This window comes from Mucilaginibacter sp. SG538B (assembly GCF_013376065.1).
Taxonomy (GTDB): Bacteria; Bacteroidota; Bacteroidia; order Sphingobacteriales; family Sphingobacteriaceae; genus Mucilaginibacter; species Mucilaginibacter rubeus.
Genome location: NZ_JABMJI010000006.1, coordinates 1 through 14,973, shown reverse-complemented (window position 1 = coordinate 14,973; position 14,973 = coordinate 1). Strand labels below are relative to the sequence as shown.

At 43.5% G+C, this 14,973-nt stretch carries 13 protein-coding genes; all 13 read left to right on the top strand.

Annotated elements, in window-relative coordinates:
- The first annotated feature begins 3 nt into the window (after nt 1-3).
- Nucleotides 4-1,188 carry a FecR family protein gene (locus tag FHW88_RS25720; RefSeq protein WP_176628510.1) on the top strand — a complete coding sequence of 395 codons (1,185 nt, stop codon included), beginning with the start codon at nt 4-6 and terminating at the stop codon, nt 1,186-1,188.
- 278 nt (nt 1,189-1,466) lie between these two features.
- Nucleotides 1,467-4,898 (top strand): SusC/RagA family TonB-linked outer membrane protein, encoded by a 3,432-nt coding sequence (locus FHW88_RS25715; protein WP_176628509.1) that lies wholly within the window; start codon nt 1,467-1,469, stop codon nt 4,896-4,898.
- Nucleotides 4,899-4,919: 21 nt separating this feature from the next.
- On the top strand, nt 4,920-6,392 hold the full coding sequence (locus tag FHW88_RS25710; RefSeq protein WP_176628508.1) for a SusD/RagB family nutrient-binding outer membrane lipoprotein: 1,473 nt from the start codon (nt 4,920-4,922) through the stop codon (nt 6,390-6,392).
- 213 nt (nt 6,393-6,605) lie between these two features.
- Nucleotides 6,606-8,285 carry a S8 family serine peptidase gene (locus FHW88_RS25700; protein WP_218117303.1) on the top strand — a complete coding sequence of 560 codons (1,680 nt, stop codon included), beginning with the start codon at nt 6,606-6,608 and terminating at the stop codon, nt 8,283-8,285.
- Nucleotides 8,286-8,553: 268 nt separating this feature from the next.
- Entirely contained in the window at nt 8,554-9,639 is a 1,086-nt protein-coding gene (locus tag FHW88_RS25695) for a Glu/Leu/Phe/Val family dehydrogenase (protein ID WP_091175201.1), read from the top strand.
- Between the two features lie 57 nt (nt 9,640-9,696).
- Nucleotides 9,697-10,644: a transcription antitermination factor NusB gene (gene nusB, locus FHW88_RS25690; RefSeq protein WP_176628507.1), complete on the top strand. Its 948-nt coding sequence runs from the start codon at nt 9,697-9,699 to the stop codon at nt 10,642-10,644.
- A gap of 8 nt (nt 10,645-10,652) precedes the next feature.
- Entirely contained in the window at nt 10,653-11,093 is a 441-nt protein-coding gene (locus tag FHW88_RS25685) for a DUF1573 domain-containing protein (protein WP_176628506.1), read from the top strand.
- 16 nt (nt 11,094-11,109) lie between these two features.
- Entirely contained in the window at nt 11,110-11,439 is a 330-nt protein-coding gene (gene yajC, locus FHW88_RS25680; protein WP_090528049.1) for a preprotein translocase subunit YajC, read from the top strand.
- Between the two features lie 163 nt (nt 11,440-11,602).
- Nucleotides 11,603-12,553 (top strand): YbbR-like domain-containing protein, encoded by a 951-nt coding sequence (locus FHW88_RS25675; protein ID WP_176628505.1) that lies wholly within the window; start codon nt 11,603-11,605, stop codon nt 12,551-12,553.
- A complete protein-coding gene (gene coaE, locus FHW88_RS25670; RefSeq protein ID WP_176628504.1) occupies nt 12,553-13,149 on the top strand; it encodes a dephospho-CoA kinase in 597 nt (198 codons plus the stop codon). Before FHW88_RS25675 ends, coaE begins: the two co-directional genes overlap by 1 nt.
- Complete coding sequence (locus FHW88_RS25665) at nt 13,149-14,087, top strand: MBL fold metallo-hydrolase (protein ID WP_176628503.1); 939 nt, start codon at nt 13,149-13,151, stop codon at nt 14,085-14,087. Before coaE ends, FHW88_RS25665 begins: the two co-directional genes overlap by 1 nt.
- Nucleotides 14,087-14,263, top strand: coding sequence for a DUF5522 domain-containing protein (locus FHW88_RS25660; RefSeq protein WP_176628502.1), 177 nt, complete (start codon nt 14,087-14,089; stop codon nt 14,261-14,263). Before FHW88_RS25665 ends, FHW88_RS25660 begins: the two co-directional genes overlap by 1 nt.
- Before the next feature lie 57 nt (nt 14,264-14,320).
- Complete coding sequence (locus FHW88_RS25655; protein ID WP_091175216.1) at nt 14,321-14,770, top strand: MarR family winged helix-turn-helix transcriptional regulator; 450 nt, start codon at nt 14,321-14,323, stop codon at nt 14,768-14,770.
- Nucleotides 14,771-14,973 lie beyond the last annotated feature (203 nt).

Here is a 14,973-nt window from a genome sequence, read left to right as displayed (position 1 = left end):
CGCATGGATAATTCAAAAACAGACAGCCGATTAAGGATTTCTGATCTCATCAGCAAGTATTTAAATGGCAATTTAAGCGGGGCAGAACATGCCGAGTTATTTTCATGGGTTGAAGCCAGCCATGAAAACAGCGCTTTATTTGATACGATCCTTAACGAAAACGAACTCGAAAACCGCTATGCCGAATACCGCTCATTTAATACCGAACATGCTTTGGCCCACGTTAAAGCCAGGCTGCAGCCAACTGTTGTTAAACACTTTAGACTCCCTAACTGGTTACTGGCAGCAGCGGCCGCCATTATTTTATGCATGGCCATCGGTATACCTGTTTATTTAAACCGTTTGCCGCAACAAACTGTGGCAATTATAAAAAAGAACCATGAAATTGCTCCGGGCGGCAACAAAGCCATCCTCACATTAGCCAATGGCAGCAAGGTTGTTTTAAACAGTGCCGGCAATGGCAATATAGCCAGCCAGGGCAACACCACAATTAAAAAACTAAGCAACGGAGTGGTTGCCTACAATAAAAATAATTCGATAGCTGCACAGCCTGCCGCTGTTGCTTATAATACAATGAGCACCCCGCGCGGCGGGCAATACCACCTGATACTGGCCGACGGCACTAATGTGTGGCTTAACGCCGCGTCATCCATCAAATTTCCTGTTGTATTTAACGGAAACGAGCGCAAAGTACAAATTACCGGCGAGGCATATTTTGAAGTAGCGCATGATAAAACCAAACCGTTCCGGGTTGAGAGCGATGGGCAAACTGTTGAGGTATTAGGTACGCATTTTAACATTAATGCCTATGCCGACGAAAATGAAATTAAAACAACCCTGCTTCAAGGCAGCGTAAGGATAAAAGCGGGCAATAAAAACTACCTGCTTAAACCCGGCGAACAATCGCACTTAAAAAATGGAGATGTAAATATTACCCAGGCAGATATGGACGAGGCGTTAGCCTGGAAAAATGGCGTTTTCCATTTTAATGATGCCGGCATTGAATCAGTTATGAAACAAATTAGCCGCTGGTATGATGTGGACGTAAAATATGAAGGAAAAATAAAAGAACGCACGTTCTCCGGCGAAATATCGATGAACGTTAATGCTTCACAAATATTGGATGCTATGCGTTTCAAAAAGATCCATTACACAATTGAAGGAAAAACAATTACCGTAAGGCCTTAAACAAATATTAAACTACTAACTAAACCCAACCGGATGAAAAAAAACATACAAAAAACCCCTTAGGCGGTACTCCCCCAAAACCAAGGTTATTTTAAATAACCGCACCCCGACTGGCATCAGGGTACGGTAAATATTTGAGTTAACCCTTCCGGTAAACCGGAAAAACAAGCTTAGTGTCCCTAACCATGTATTAACCCAAACTTTCCAAAAGTATGAAATTAAATGCTTTTTCAACAGCCATTTATAAGCCGTGGCTGCCCAAAAAAATTCTATTGGTTATGAAATTGACTACCCTATTTATGGTCATAGCCTTTATGCAATGCAGCGCGAGCGCGTTTAGTCAAAAGATTAACCTCGACGTTACAAACGTACCTTTAAAACAGGTGCTAAAGGAAATCAATAAGCAAAATGGGTACCTGTTTTTTTACGATACCAAAGATGTGCGTAATAAAAACATTACCATAAAAGTAAAAGATGCTTCGGTTGACGAAGCTTTAAACGCTTGCTTAAAAAACCTGCCCTTAACTTACAAAATTGTAAACAACACCGTTTTTTTGCAGGAAAAGGACAATGCCGTAACCAGCGTTGTGCCACTTAATATTAAAGGCAAGGTAGTTGATGAAAAAGGTGCACCTTTACCCGGCGCAAGCATAAAGCTTAAGGGCACAACACTTGGCGTAACTGCCGATGCAAATGGCGCCTTTAGCATTAACGTACCTGATGATAAAAGCATTTTAATTGTAAGCTTTGTTGGCTTCACACCAAAAGAAGTCGCGGTTGCCAACAATACGTTTTTAACAGTTAGCCTTAGTGAATCAGGCAAATTAAGCGAAGTTGTAGTAACAGCTCTGGGCATCAAAAAAGCCGAAAAACAATTAGGTTACTCCATAAGCCAGGTTGGCGGCGAAGAGGTATCGTTAACCCGCGAGCCTACTTTTATAAACGCGCTGGAAGGTAAAGTGGCGGGGTTAGTAGTGCAAAGCCCGCCAAACGGCCCGGGCGGCTCATCAAGGGTTATACTGCGGGGAAACTCGTCATTTTCGGGATCAAACCAGCCATTATATGTTGTTGACGGCGTGCCTATCAACAGCAGCACCCGCGAAAACAGCGACGATGGCGGCAAAGTTTATGGCGGGTCTGACCCGGGTGATGGTTTATCGTCTATCAACCCCGATGATATTGAAAGTATCAGCGTTTTAAAAGGAGCGTCGGCTGCAGCCCTTTATGGAGGTGGCGCGCAAGCTGGTGTTATTTTAATCACCACCAAAAAAGGCAAAAAAGGCCAGGGCCTCGGTATCAGCTTTAACAGCAATACGGTGCTTGAAAAAATGGTGCCTTATGATGATTTGCAAACCCAGTATGGCCGTGGCTACCTGGGCCGCCCGTATACCGCCGCCGATTATAGCGACCCTATATTTTATGGGCAGCTTGCGGATAATTCCGGCGATGCGCCGGGATGGTCATGGGGTGGTAAGCTGGATGGCAGGCCATTTATAGATATCGACGGAAAAACAAAACCCTATGTGTCTCAATCGGCAGCAAAAAACTTCGATCGCTTTTTTAAAACCGGTGTAACTACTACCAACAGCCTGGCCTTTACAAAAGGTACCGAAAACGGCTCATACAGGGTTTCGTTATCGCAAACACAAGACAACCTGCCTACCCCCGGCGAAAAATACGAGCGCTATAACGCCGTAATACGTGCCACCCAGGATTATGGCAGCAGGTTACATACCGATTTTAAGATAGACCTTTCAAGAACCCTACGCAAGAACGCGCCGCTTTTACGCGGGGATGGCCGCGGTTCATTTGGCCTTGCTTATCCGCGTATTGCAAGCTCGACAGATATCACTTTGCTGGATGATAAAACCCCTGACGGCAAATACCTGTCAACTTATAACGCCAACTCTTATGTGCAGATAGAACAGGTAACAAACAACCAAACGCAAAACCGCATCCTGTCATCGGGCAATATCACTTATGATATTACAAGCCACCTGCATGCCAATTTAGTTGCCGGTTACGACTATATAAACACACCCGCCTTATTTGTGGTACGCCCAAATAACGTAATTAATACCAACGGCGTTTACCGTACTACTACCATTGAGCAGCAAAAATCTGATGTTAGGGCGATGTTATCATACGATCATAAATTTTCAGATCTTACGGTGAATGCCTTTGCCGGTGCCGAATTACAAAATTCACAACAATATTCATTAGACCTGTATGCTGAAGGACTGGCCGACCCTAACCTGTTAAACTTTAGCAATGCAAGCAATGTGCACCCGCCTACAGAATCGCATACGCCGAGGTATAAAACCAATTCGGTTTTTGCCGATGTGCAATTTGGCTATAAAGAATACCTGTTTCTGGAACTAACCGGCCGTAATGACTGGTATTCGGCACTTGCATCTACCCGCCCTAATTTTAAACCAAACTTATTTTACCCATCGGCTAACTTAAGCTTTGTATTTACCGATGCGTTGAAATTAGATCAGTCAGTGTTATCATTTGGTAAAATAAGGGCATCTATAGGCCAAACGGGCAGTAACCCCACCCCGCAGCTTACCGACCTCACCTTTACGCTTAAACCGCCTGTAAATGGCATTACCAATGCTGAAATTACCGGTGCAACCGTACCGCCGCCAAGTTTAAAACCTGAAACTACAACAGAAACAGAACTCGGTACCGAACTTAAATTTTTCCAAAACAGGTTATCGGTTGATTTTGCTTACTACTACAAAAAGTCTGATAACTTTTTACTGCAATCAACAATCAGTAATGCAACCACTTATAATTCATTGTACTTTAACGCTGGTTCCATGTATAACCGCGGTGTAGAATTAGCTATTAGCGGCAGCCCTGTTAAATCTCAAAACTTTACCTGGAACGTTGGCTTTAATGCAGCCAGAAACAAAAACATGGTAACCGCGCTCGACCCTGCCATCGGGGCTAATGGTATCTCGCATTATTACAACATTAAATCAAAAGTAGGCTACCCGCTGGGTTCTATTTTCGGCACTACATTTTTAAAGAATGCCCAGGGCCAGGATGTATATATACCGGTAAATTCGAGATATGGCACATCTGATGCCTCACAGCCAAATGACGCCGTTATCAAAGATGTTAACAATAATGAAAGTTATCTTGGCTCACCAAACCCAAATTGGGCTGGCGGTATCACCAACACCTTCAACTATAAAAACTTTTCGTTCAGCTTCCTTATCGACGGCCAGTTTGGCGGCCAAATTTATGAAGCAGGTGCCCGGTGGACCAACTATTTCGGTAATTCACAAGCCTCACTTGTTGGCCGCGACGGTAACTATATACCAAACGGCGTTATCAACACCGGTACTGCATCGGCACCTGTATACCAAAAAAACACCCTGCCGTTTAGTCCTTATATCCAATATAATGATGGCGGTAATGCCGATAAAAGCGCTGATGAGGCACATGTGTTTAGCCGCACTTTTGTCAAATTCAGGCAAATTTCCCTGGGCTATTCGCTGCCCCAAAGCCTGTTGAACGGTAGCCATATCCGCTCGGTTACCCTTTCACTTATTGCCCGTAACCTTTTCTATATTAAGAAAAACCTGCCAACTTTTGATCCTGAAGCATCAGACAGTATTGCCCAGGGATATGGTTATGACAGCGGCGCGCTGCCAACCAGCCGCACTTTTGGCTTTAATTTAAATGTTACCTTTTAATTATACAGAAAGGAGAAAATCATGAAAAACTCATTAAAAAGCATATTATTCTTTGTTGTAACAGCTGCGCTTTCGGGTTGCACAAAAAACTTTCCGAAATACAACTTAAACCCCGATGCCATAACTACTATTGATCCGGGAGCTTTGCTTTCTGACGCGATGGTTAATACATCAACTGTGGATATGTTTCCGCGTACGGCTTATTGCCACGCTTTTATGCAGTACGGTTATGCGAATGACTGGCCAGGCAACGCTTATGTTGCAACTGATGATGTATCGCAACGTTACTGGAACAACTTTTACCGGCCGGCGCTAAATGATCTTGAGTACGTAGTACCAGTATTAAAAGCCCGTACTGATTTGCAGTCAACTTATGCTGCCGCCAGGATATGGAGGGTATTTGTTTATCAAAAATTAACTGATTATTATGGCGACATCCCTTACAGCCAGGCTGGTAAAGCTTTAAGCGATAAAGTATTCACTCCTGCGTATGATCCGCAGCAACAGATCTATACCGATTTTGTGAAGGAGCTTAGGGAGTCTATTACAATTTTAACAAATAACGCAAATCAGAAAGTAAGCGGCGACCAGTTTTATGGTGGCAATGCAGCGCAGTGGAAAAAGCTGGCTTCATCCATGCTGCTAAGGATAGGCATGCGTTTAATTAAGGTTGATCCAACCCAGGCATCAACTTTAGCCAAAGAAGCGATTGCCGATGGTGTAATGAGCAGTAATGCCGATATGCCCGTTTTATTACACAATGCCGCCGCCCCCAACGGGTTTAACTTTACCCTTAACGACGGGCAGAATGATTTCTTCCTGCATAAAACCCTCGTAACCGAAATGAAGGTTGCAGGTGATCCGCGTTTATTTATATATGGCGGTGTTTACAACACATTTATTGCTAATGGCGGCACAAAAGCCACCCCGGTTGATACTACTCAATTTAATGGCTACAGCGTTAAAGCGAGCGACCCGGCACCAAATACCCGCGTTAATTACGACGCGTTTGGTCAAAAAGATACCCCGTTTTTTGATTTTGCCTATGCAGAGGTTGAGTTTTTAACAGCAGAAGCTATTGTGCGCGGCTATATTACCGGCAGCGCCAATGATCATTACCAGGCAGGTATCAGGGCGCACATGCAGTCGTTATCAAAATTATCGGGCAATCCGGTTATTACCGATGCCCAGATAAGCGCATACCTGGCAAAAAACCCGTTGCCGGCAACATCAGAAGCACAAATAGCTAAAATAAACACCGAATTTTGGGTGGCTGGTTTTGTTTTTGATGCCGATGAGGTGTGGGCCAACTGGAGGCGCACCGGATACCCTGTGTTAACCCCAACCCCAGGTACAAGCGGTGTTATCCCGCGCAAAATACCTTATCCTCAATCAGAGTTTAATTTAAATAATGCCAACGTAACCGCGGCTTTAGCCAATTACGGCGGCACTAATAATTTTAATGCTAAAGCCCGCGTTTGGTGGGATAAATAATTCAGCATTAATTGGGTTAGCAGAGGCCGCCTCCGGTGTTTACCGGGGCGGCTTTTTTTGTTTTTGGCAGGATGGCAACACTATTCATATTAAACCTCATAACCAAGCCAAAACAGCACTTTGGTATTCCCGGCGATAACGATATCTTTGCGGCGTTAAAAAAAGCAGATAGCAATGATCTGCTTTAATAATTTATCATCAAACCTTTAACCTTTGATCAAAACACCGCTCTCATTCCTGATGACTTCCAAACTTTTTACCCTACCCATATACTTTGTTATAATATGCTTTTTTTCAACCGGATGTAAAAAGACTGACAATCCCCCGAAGGCAGTTACCACAATAACTATTAATCCATCATCGTTAAACATAGTTAAAAATCCGGCTTATTCTTATCGCTTATTAGCTACGGTTAGCAATGGTTCCGGGGCTGCACAAATTACCTGGAGCTCCGAGAACACGAGAATAGCAACAGTTACTGCCGATGGCCTGGTTTCGTGCTTAGCTGCGGGGCAAACCAATATTGTTGCAACGCTTGCAGATGGAAAAGCTTCGGCAAAATGCAAAGTAACCGTTACCGATAATAATGATTACAAATACAGGCTCATACTTAAAGACAAAGGCACATCTGCTTATTCAATAAGTAAACCCTCCGAATTTTTATCGGCGCGGGCAATTGCGCGCCGCCGGAAACGCAATATCCCGATTGATGAAACAGATCTGCCTATATCCCCCGATTATATTAAAGCGATAAAACAGATAGGCGGTGTGATAGTAGCGAAAAGTAAATGGCTTAATACAGTTAGCGTAAATACATCCGACGAGTTTTTGGTAGATAAATACAAAGCATTACCGTTTGTAAAAGATGTGGTATTGGTATGGGAAGGACCAAGACTTAGCACAACACCAGCTAAATACACCGACATACCGCAGCCCGGTTCAAACCAAACCGCCAATGCGCCGCTTGATTATGGCGCGGCAACAGCAAATATCAGCACATCCAATGGGCAGGCCCTGCACAACAAGGGCTTTAAAGGCGCCGGGATTGATATTGCCGTTATTGACGAAGGCTTTATCAACCTGAAAACTAACCCGGCTTTTAACAACGTCAGCATCAAGGGCGCAAAATCATTTGTTTATGAAAGTCCGGATCCATACGCCATTGATAACCATGGTATATGGGTTACATCATGCATGGCGGTTAACAAACCTGGAACCTATGTGGGCACCGCGCCCGAGGCAAATTACTGGTTATTCCATACTGAGGATGCATTGACAGAATACCCTATTGAAGAAGATTATTGGGTTAACGCCATTGAGTACGCCGATAGCGTTGGGGTAGATATCGTTAATTCGTCGCTTACTTATACAAATGGTTATTACCTGACCGAGGCCCGTTATAAATTTGAGGATATGGACGGAAAAACAGCAATGGCTACCAGGGCAGCTAATGTTGCGTTTAACAAAGGCATTTTTATTGTATGCTGTGCAGGTAACGAACAGCAATGGGTAGGTACTCCTGCCGATTCGCCTGATGTGCTAACGGTAGGTGCAGTTAACTATAAAGGTATTATTGTCCCTATCTCGTCGTTTGGAATAACGGTTGATGGCCGTGTTAAACCCGATATTGTAGCGGTGGGCATAGGAGCCGGTGTGATTAACCCGATGGGGGGGTCGGAAGAACGAATGGGCACATCCTATTCCAGCCCTATTATGTGCGGCCTGGCTGCCTGTTTATGGCAGGCTTATCCCAAACTAACTAATAGAGATCTGCTTGTGGTGCTCAGAAAATCAGCTAACAAATATAATAACCCGGTTATGCCTTACGGTTATGGCCTTGCTGATATGCAAAAAGCTATGGATCTTGCTAAAACTATATCTGATGCTAAATAATATGAATATGATATATGTCCGTTACTGCAAGGCCATACTTTGCGGTAATGCGCTCATTTATAATAAGCCAGAAATTTAAACCCGAAAATTCCTCAAAATCAAATTTGTTTTCATAATCCAATTATAATCATCAAGCCTTTAATATCGAACTAAAGGTTGTTGATACATATTTAATAGCGTTTTCATACATACTGCAACTTAATATCTTTGTCAGTATTAAAAAAAACCTCTACTTTTGTGCGCTTAAAGACATTTACTTATAGTACTAATGCCTGAACAACATCCACCGGAATCCATATTTAACCAGCTTGACGCTTTCGGGCATAAGAAAGTTGTTTTTTGTACCGATCCTGATACCCATCTGAAAGCTATTATCGCAATCCATAATACAACGCTTGGCCCTGCTTTTGGCGGCGTGCGTATGTGGGCCTATAAAACCGAAGGTGATGCCCTTAATGATGTATTGCGATTAGCAAAAAGCATGACCTACAAGGCAGCGATAGCCGGCCTTAACCTTGGCGGCGGCTATTCGGTGATCATCGGCGATTCGCGCCAGGACAAGAACGAAGCTTTACTGCGTAAATTTGGCCGGTTCATTAAAAACCTTAACGGCGAATTTATCGCTGCCGAAGACGTAGGCACCAGCCCGCGGGATATGGAGTACATTAAAATGGAAACCAACCATGTTACCGGCGCTCCTGAAAACATTGGCGGCAGCGGCGACCCTTCGCCAATAACAGCGCTGGGCGTTTTGATGGGCATTAAGGCTTGCGTAAGGGAAATGTATGGCAGCGACAGCTTAACAGGCAAATCGGTTATTGTACAGGGTATTGGCCATGTGGGCGAAAACCTGGTACGCCTGCTTAGAGACGAAAATGTAAAAGTTTACGCCAGCGATATTAATGAGGAACGCGTAAGTCAGATCTCTAAAAAATATGGCGCGCAGCCGGTATCAAACAATAATATTTTTGATATCGATGCGGATATTTACGCCCCCTGCGCTATGGGCGGTACCGTAAATGATCAAACCATTGCCAAATTAAAATGCGGCATTATAGCAGGTTCGGCCAATAACCAACTGCTTGACGAGAGTGTGCACGGGCAAATGCTGCTTGATAAAGGTGTGCTGTTTGCGCCCGATTATGTGATCAACGCGGGTGGTATTATTACCGGTTACTCGGAGTTGATGAATTTCAATAAAAAGCGTACCTTACAGCTTACAGAAAATATTTATGAGGCTACGCGCAATGTGTTAAAGCTGTCAAAGGCCGAAAACATTCCAACCATTAGCGCGGCCAATAAAATAGCCGAAAAACGCATTGAAGACATCAGAAAAGTAAAATCATCCTATTAAAACAATTAATTTTTATATAAACCGTTTGCATAAGCAAACCAAATCGTTCTTACAAAAATGTTAAACAGAAGGCACCTCCGGGTAAAGGTATTACAGGCACTGTATGCGTATCATCAATCAGACACGAAAGATGTTAAGCTATTCGAGAAAAACATGCTAAGCAGCATTGACCAGGTTTACGAAATGTATATCTGGATGCTATCATTAATTAATGAAGTAGTAAGTTTTGCCGCGAATGACGCGCAGGAACGCGCCAACAAACACCTCCCTACCGCCGATGACTTAAATGCTAACCTTAAAATACTCACTAACAGGTTTATCCTGAGCCTGAACGATAATAAGGAATACATTACAGCCTGGAAAAAGTACAAAGTTGACTGGACCTTTGAGCCCGAACTTGCAAAATCCCTTTTTATTATCCTTAAAAACTCGCCTGAGTATGCCGAATATCTTGCCAAAACAGGCGATACGCTGCAAACGGACAAGGATATCATCAAATTCATTTTCAAAAAGGTTATCCTTAAATCGTCATTAGCCGAGCAGGTTTTTGAAGACAGGTTTATTTTTTGGCCTGTTGATAAAGACGTGCTCCAGGCGCTTATCGCCAAAACGTTCAAAAACTTTTCGCACGATGATTACAAGCTTAACCAGCTTGCCGAAATTACCGGCAACTGGGTTGAGGACCGTGAGTTTGTGGTAAACCTGTTTCAGCAAAGCATCAGGTACAATGAAGCCTACCATGAGCTGATAGCCGCCAAAACCCAAAACTGGGAGCCCGAGCGTATTGCCATGATGGATACCCTGTTAATGAAAATGGCTATAACCGAGTTTATTAACTTCAATTCTATCCCGGTTAAGGTTACTATAAACGAGTATCTTGAAATATCAAAAGAGTTTAGCACGCCTAAGAGTAATTCATTTATAAACGGTATCTTGGACAAGATTTTAATAGAGCTTAAAGCCGAAAACAAAATCAAAAAGATAGGCCGCGGCTTAATAGAATAATATTAAAAATGAAAAAACTATTTTTAAGCTTAGTAGCAGCGGGCATGTTATTATCGGCCTGCAACAGCAGCAACGGCAGCACAGCCGATAACGCTTCAAAAGCTAATGCCGATAGCGCCGCAACCGCGGCTAACGCGCCGGTAGCTAAATTTGAAAAGGAAAGCCACGATTTCGGCAAGATCAAAGAAGGCGACAAAGTATCGTACGATTTCAAGTTTACCAATACCGGTAAATCGCCATTAATTATTACCGACGCTCGTGCTACCTGTGGCTGTACTACCCCTACCTGGCCAAAAGCACCAGTTAAACCCGGCGAAAGCGGCGTGATCAGTGTTACTTTTAACAGCGCCGGTAAAAGCGGTTTACAGGATAAACAAATCACCGTTACAGCAAACACCCAGCCCGCCGAAACCATGGTACATTTAATTGGCGAGGTTTTAAAAAAATAACAATTAATTTAAACAAATGATAGCTACTATTTTATTACAGGCTTCAAGCGGCGGCTTAGGCAGCTACGGTTCATTAGTACCAATGGTACTGATCATCGTGGTGTTTTACTTCTTTATGATCCGCCCGCAGGTTAAAAAGCAAAAAGACCAAAAAAAATACGTTGAAGAACTTAAAAAAGGCGACAGGGTTATAACTACAGCCGGTATCCACGGCCGTATCGTTGATTTAAACGAAACCACATTTTTGGTTGAGGTTGAAAACGGCAAGATCCGCTTTGATAAATCGGCCATATCGCTTGATGCATCAAAAGCATTGAATACACCGGTGGTTGAAAAGAAAGCGTAATTGAGGCGAAAGGATAAAGGTTAAAGGCGAAAGGTAGAAGCCTTAACGCGAAACCAGAAAACTTTTACTCAGATAAAATAAACAATGACGAAAGGTTAAAGGAAAAGGAATGCATGAAAGTGCTTGACCTTTCACCTTTAACCTTTCGCCTTTAACCTAAAAGATGGCAATAGTAAAATTATCGGCAACAGAACGCAGGCGGCTCTCGGTATTTTTTACCTGTTTGTCGCTGGCTATCATTGCCTGGATTTTTACTACCCTTTCTGATCCGCTTCCGTATAAGGTAAAAAAAGTTTTAACTTTTAAAAACGCTCCGCAAAGGCGGGCTTTTCATTCGCTGCAGCCCGATACTGTTGATGCTACCATACAGGGTACCGGCTGGCAAATGCTGTTCTCCAGGCTCAACAGTGATAATAAGCCACTAACTGTTGACCTCCGCTCGCTCGAAACCCGCAATTATGTGGTTATCGACAGCACGCAGCTTAAGCAGATGAATATGGGGAAAGATCCGGCTAACCGCGTTTCATCTATTGACCCGGATACGCTTTATTTTGATTTCAGTAACCGCCTTATCAAAAAGGTCCCCGTTCAGCTTACCATGGGCGTTAGCTATCAAAAGCAATTTGCCGTATCGGGTAACATAACGGTGAGGCCTGCTTATGTTACCGTGAGCGGCCCTATTGAACGCCTGAAGCAAATCACCTCGTGGAAAACAGACTCGCTTAAATTCAGTAATGTTAATGAAACCATTAATACCCGGGTTAACTTAAAGCCCAGCAATGAAGGCAACCTGAATGTTTATCCGCGCTCGGTACAGGCCATCATTCCTGTTGATGAATTTACCGAAAAAACGCTGGAGATCCCCGTGAAGTTGATCAATAACAACAACTATTACACCGTAAAAGTATTTCCGCAAAAAATTAAAGTAACTTTTACTACGTCGTTAAGCCGGTATGCTGATATTGATGAAGACCTGTTTGAGGCTGTTGCCGATCTTAATCTTTGGCGCGATAAGGGTTATACGGCCCTGCCGGTAAAACTTATCCATATGCCCCCCTTTTGTAAAATAGTAAAGATTGCCCCTGCCAATATTGACTTCTACATAAAAAAATAATGCTTAAAATAGGTTTAACCGGTAACATAGGCAGCGGCAAAACTACCGTAGCCCAGGTATTTGAATTGCTTGGCATCCCTGTTTTTTATGCCGATGACGAAGCCAAAAAAGTAATGGTTACCGACCGGCTTCTTATTGAAGGTATTAAACAAACATTTGGTCGGCAGGCCTATTTTGATGATGGCAGCCTGAACCGCAAGTATATATCGGGGATAGTTTTTAACAATAAAGCCGAACTTGAAAAGCTTAACGCCCTGGTACATCCTGCCGTGTTCAGGGCTTTTGATAGTTTTGACCAACTGCACAAGGATGCTCTTTATGTAATTCGCGAAGCGGCCATTTTATTTGAAAGCGGCTCATACAAAATGTGCGACAGGGCCATCATGATCACCGCTCCGCTTGAAACCCGCATTGCCCGTGTTATGGAACGCGACGGCATTAGCCGGGCCGACGTTGAAAGCCGCGAGGCCCGCCAGCTATCGCAGGAGGAAAAACTGAAACTGGCCAATGATGTAATTATTAACGATGGTAAACAATTGGTTATACCACAGGTAATAGCCCTGCATGAACTGTATTTATCGCTCGCTCAGCATTAATGATACTTGACGATTTTGTTTCTTTTGACGAAAAAGGGCTGTACTGCAAATACGGCGACTTTTATATAGACCCCCAACAGCCGGTAAAAACGGCTGTAATATCCCATGCCCATGCCGATCATGCCATAAGTGGTAACAACAACGTTTACTGCACCCGCGCCACAGCAAGCATTATGCAGCTGCGGTATGACCGTACCGCCGCCAAAGTTTTTAACATAGCTGCCTTTAACCAGCCATTTGAAGTAGGCAGGGTTACGGTAATACTAATCCCGGCAGGGCATATGCTTGGTTCGGCACAAATACTGATGGAGTATGAAGGCGCAAGGTATTTATACACCGGCGACTACAAGCTACAGCCCGATGCCACCTGCGAACCTATTGAATGGGTGACAACCGATGTGCTGATCACCGAAAGCACCTTCGCCAATCCGGCTGTTATTCACCCGGATCCGGTGAGCGAGATCCGTAAGATCAACGATATTAAAAGCAATATTTTACTTGGTGCGTACGCGCTCGGTAAAAGTCAGCGGCTGATCAACCTCATTACCGAACATGCGCCGCAAAAAAAGATCCTGGTACATCATAAAATAATGCCCATCAATGCTATTTATGAAAAGATGGGCTTCCCTCCCGGCAAATACCAGATTTACGGGCGCAAGCTGATGAAGGTGCAGGATGAGTTTGTTTACATTGTGCCGCCATTTACTTTCGACAGTTATATCCGCGCTACAGGTGTGAAACGCCTCTTTGCTTCGGGATGGAAAAACCTGCAGGTTAATAACCAGGATACCCTTTTTATATCCGACCATGTGGACTGGAACGATATCCTGCAAACCATCGCCAACACCAAACCCAAACAGGTGTGGACACTTCACGGTAAGGGCGAACATCTGAAAGCTTACTTTAAAGATGATATCTTTGTAAAAATTCTGAACTGATGTTGCAGGAAGGCATTGATTATTATATCAACGAAGACGGCAATTTCGTTTTTACCGAAGCCTACCATTTAAAGCGGGGCTATTGCTGTAAAAACAAGTGCCTGCATTGCCCCTGGGGTTATGGCAAGGTAAAATTGTTTGGAAATGACACTGAATCAAGCGATAGCGTTAAATAAATCAATGTTAAATTAAAAATAATTAAACATATTTGCATCCCATTCATTACTATTACTATGCGAATAGAAGACGAAATACAAAGTACCAATTTTGAAGACAACTACCACAAAGTGGCCATTAACGTGGCATACACGCAAGGTTGGCTGGCTAACTATTTTCGTTGTCATTTTGAAAAACATAATATTACCCAGCAGCAGTTCAATATCCTGCGGATCCTGCGCGGCCAATACCCCAAACCGGCTACTATAAATTTATTGAAGGAAAGGATGATCGATAAAATGTCGGATGCATCGCGCATTGTTGACCGCCTTGTTCAAAAAGGACTGGTATCACGCTGCACCAATAATAAAGACAGGCGCGCCGTAGATATCCGCATTAGCGAAGAAGGCCTTGCAACACTTTCAAAAATGGACGCCGAGTTTAAAACAAAAGAGATCCTGAGCAATAACCTCACCGAAGATGAAGCCGCAACCCTAAGCGATTTATTGGACAAAATGCGGGGATAGTTTTTTGCCAGGGTGATTGATTTGAGACGAAAGGGAAAAGGTTAAAGGCGAAAGGTTTATTGCCTTGATTGTAGTAATCAAAAAAATGTCATTTCGACAGAGCACCGGAAGGAATGAGCGCCCGAGCGAAAGAGAAATCTTATGCGCCATATATCTCACAGCAAGGTGTATAAGATCGTATGCATGAAACAGTTAAAGAAGAG

Coding starts and splice junctions, on each gene's coding strand:
- FHW88_RS25720 (WP_176628510.1), top strand. CDS start 4: ATGGATAATTCAAAAACAGACAGCCGATTAAGGATTTCTGATCTCATC.
- FHW88_RS25715 (WP_176628509.1), top strand. CDS start 1,467: ATGAAATTGACTACCCTATTTATGGTCATAGCCTTTATGCAATGCAGC.
- FHW88_RS25710 (WP_176628508.1), top strand. CDS start 4,920: ATGAAAAACTCATTAAAAAGCATATTATTCTTTGTTGTAACAGCTGCG.
- FHW88_RS25695 (WP_091175201.1), top strand. CDS start 8,554: ATGCCTGAACAACATCCACCGGAATCCATATTTAACCAGCTTGACGCT.
- nusB (WP_176628507.1), top strand. CDS start 9,697: ATGTTAAACAGAAGGCACCTCCGGGTAAAGGTATTACAGGCACTGTAT.
- FHW88_RS25685 (WP_176628506.1), top strand. CDS start 10,653: ATGAAAAAACTATTTTTAAGCTTAGTAGCAGCGGGCATGTTATTATCG.
- yajC (WP_090528049.1), top strand. CDS start 11,110: ATGATAGCTACTATTTTATTACAGGCTTCAAGCGGCGGCTTAGGCAGC.
- FHW88_RS25675 (WP_176628505.1), top strand. CDS start 11,603: ATGGCAATAGTAAAATTATCGGCAACAGAACGCAGGCGGCTCTCGGTA.
- coaE (WP_176628504.1), top strand. CDS start 12,553: ATGCTTAAAATAGGTTTAACCGGTAACATAGGCAGCGGCAAAACTACC.
- FHW88_RS25665 (WP_176628503.1), top strand. CDS start 13,149: ATGATACTTGACGATTTTGTTTCTTTTGACGAAAAAGGGCTGTACTGC.
- FHW88_RS25660 (WP_176628502.1), top strand. CDS start 14,087: ATGTTGCAGGAAGGCATTGATTATTATATCAACGAAGACGGCAATTTC.
- FHW88_RS25655 (WP_091175216.1), top strand. CDS start 14,321: ATGCGAATAGAAGACGAAATACAAAGTACCAATTTTGAAGACAACTAC.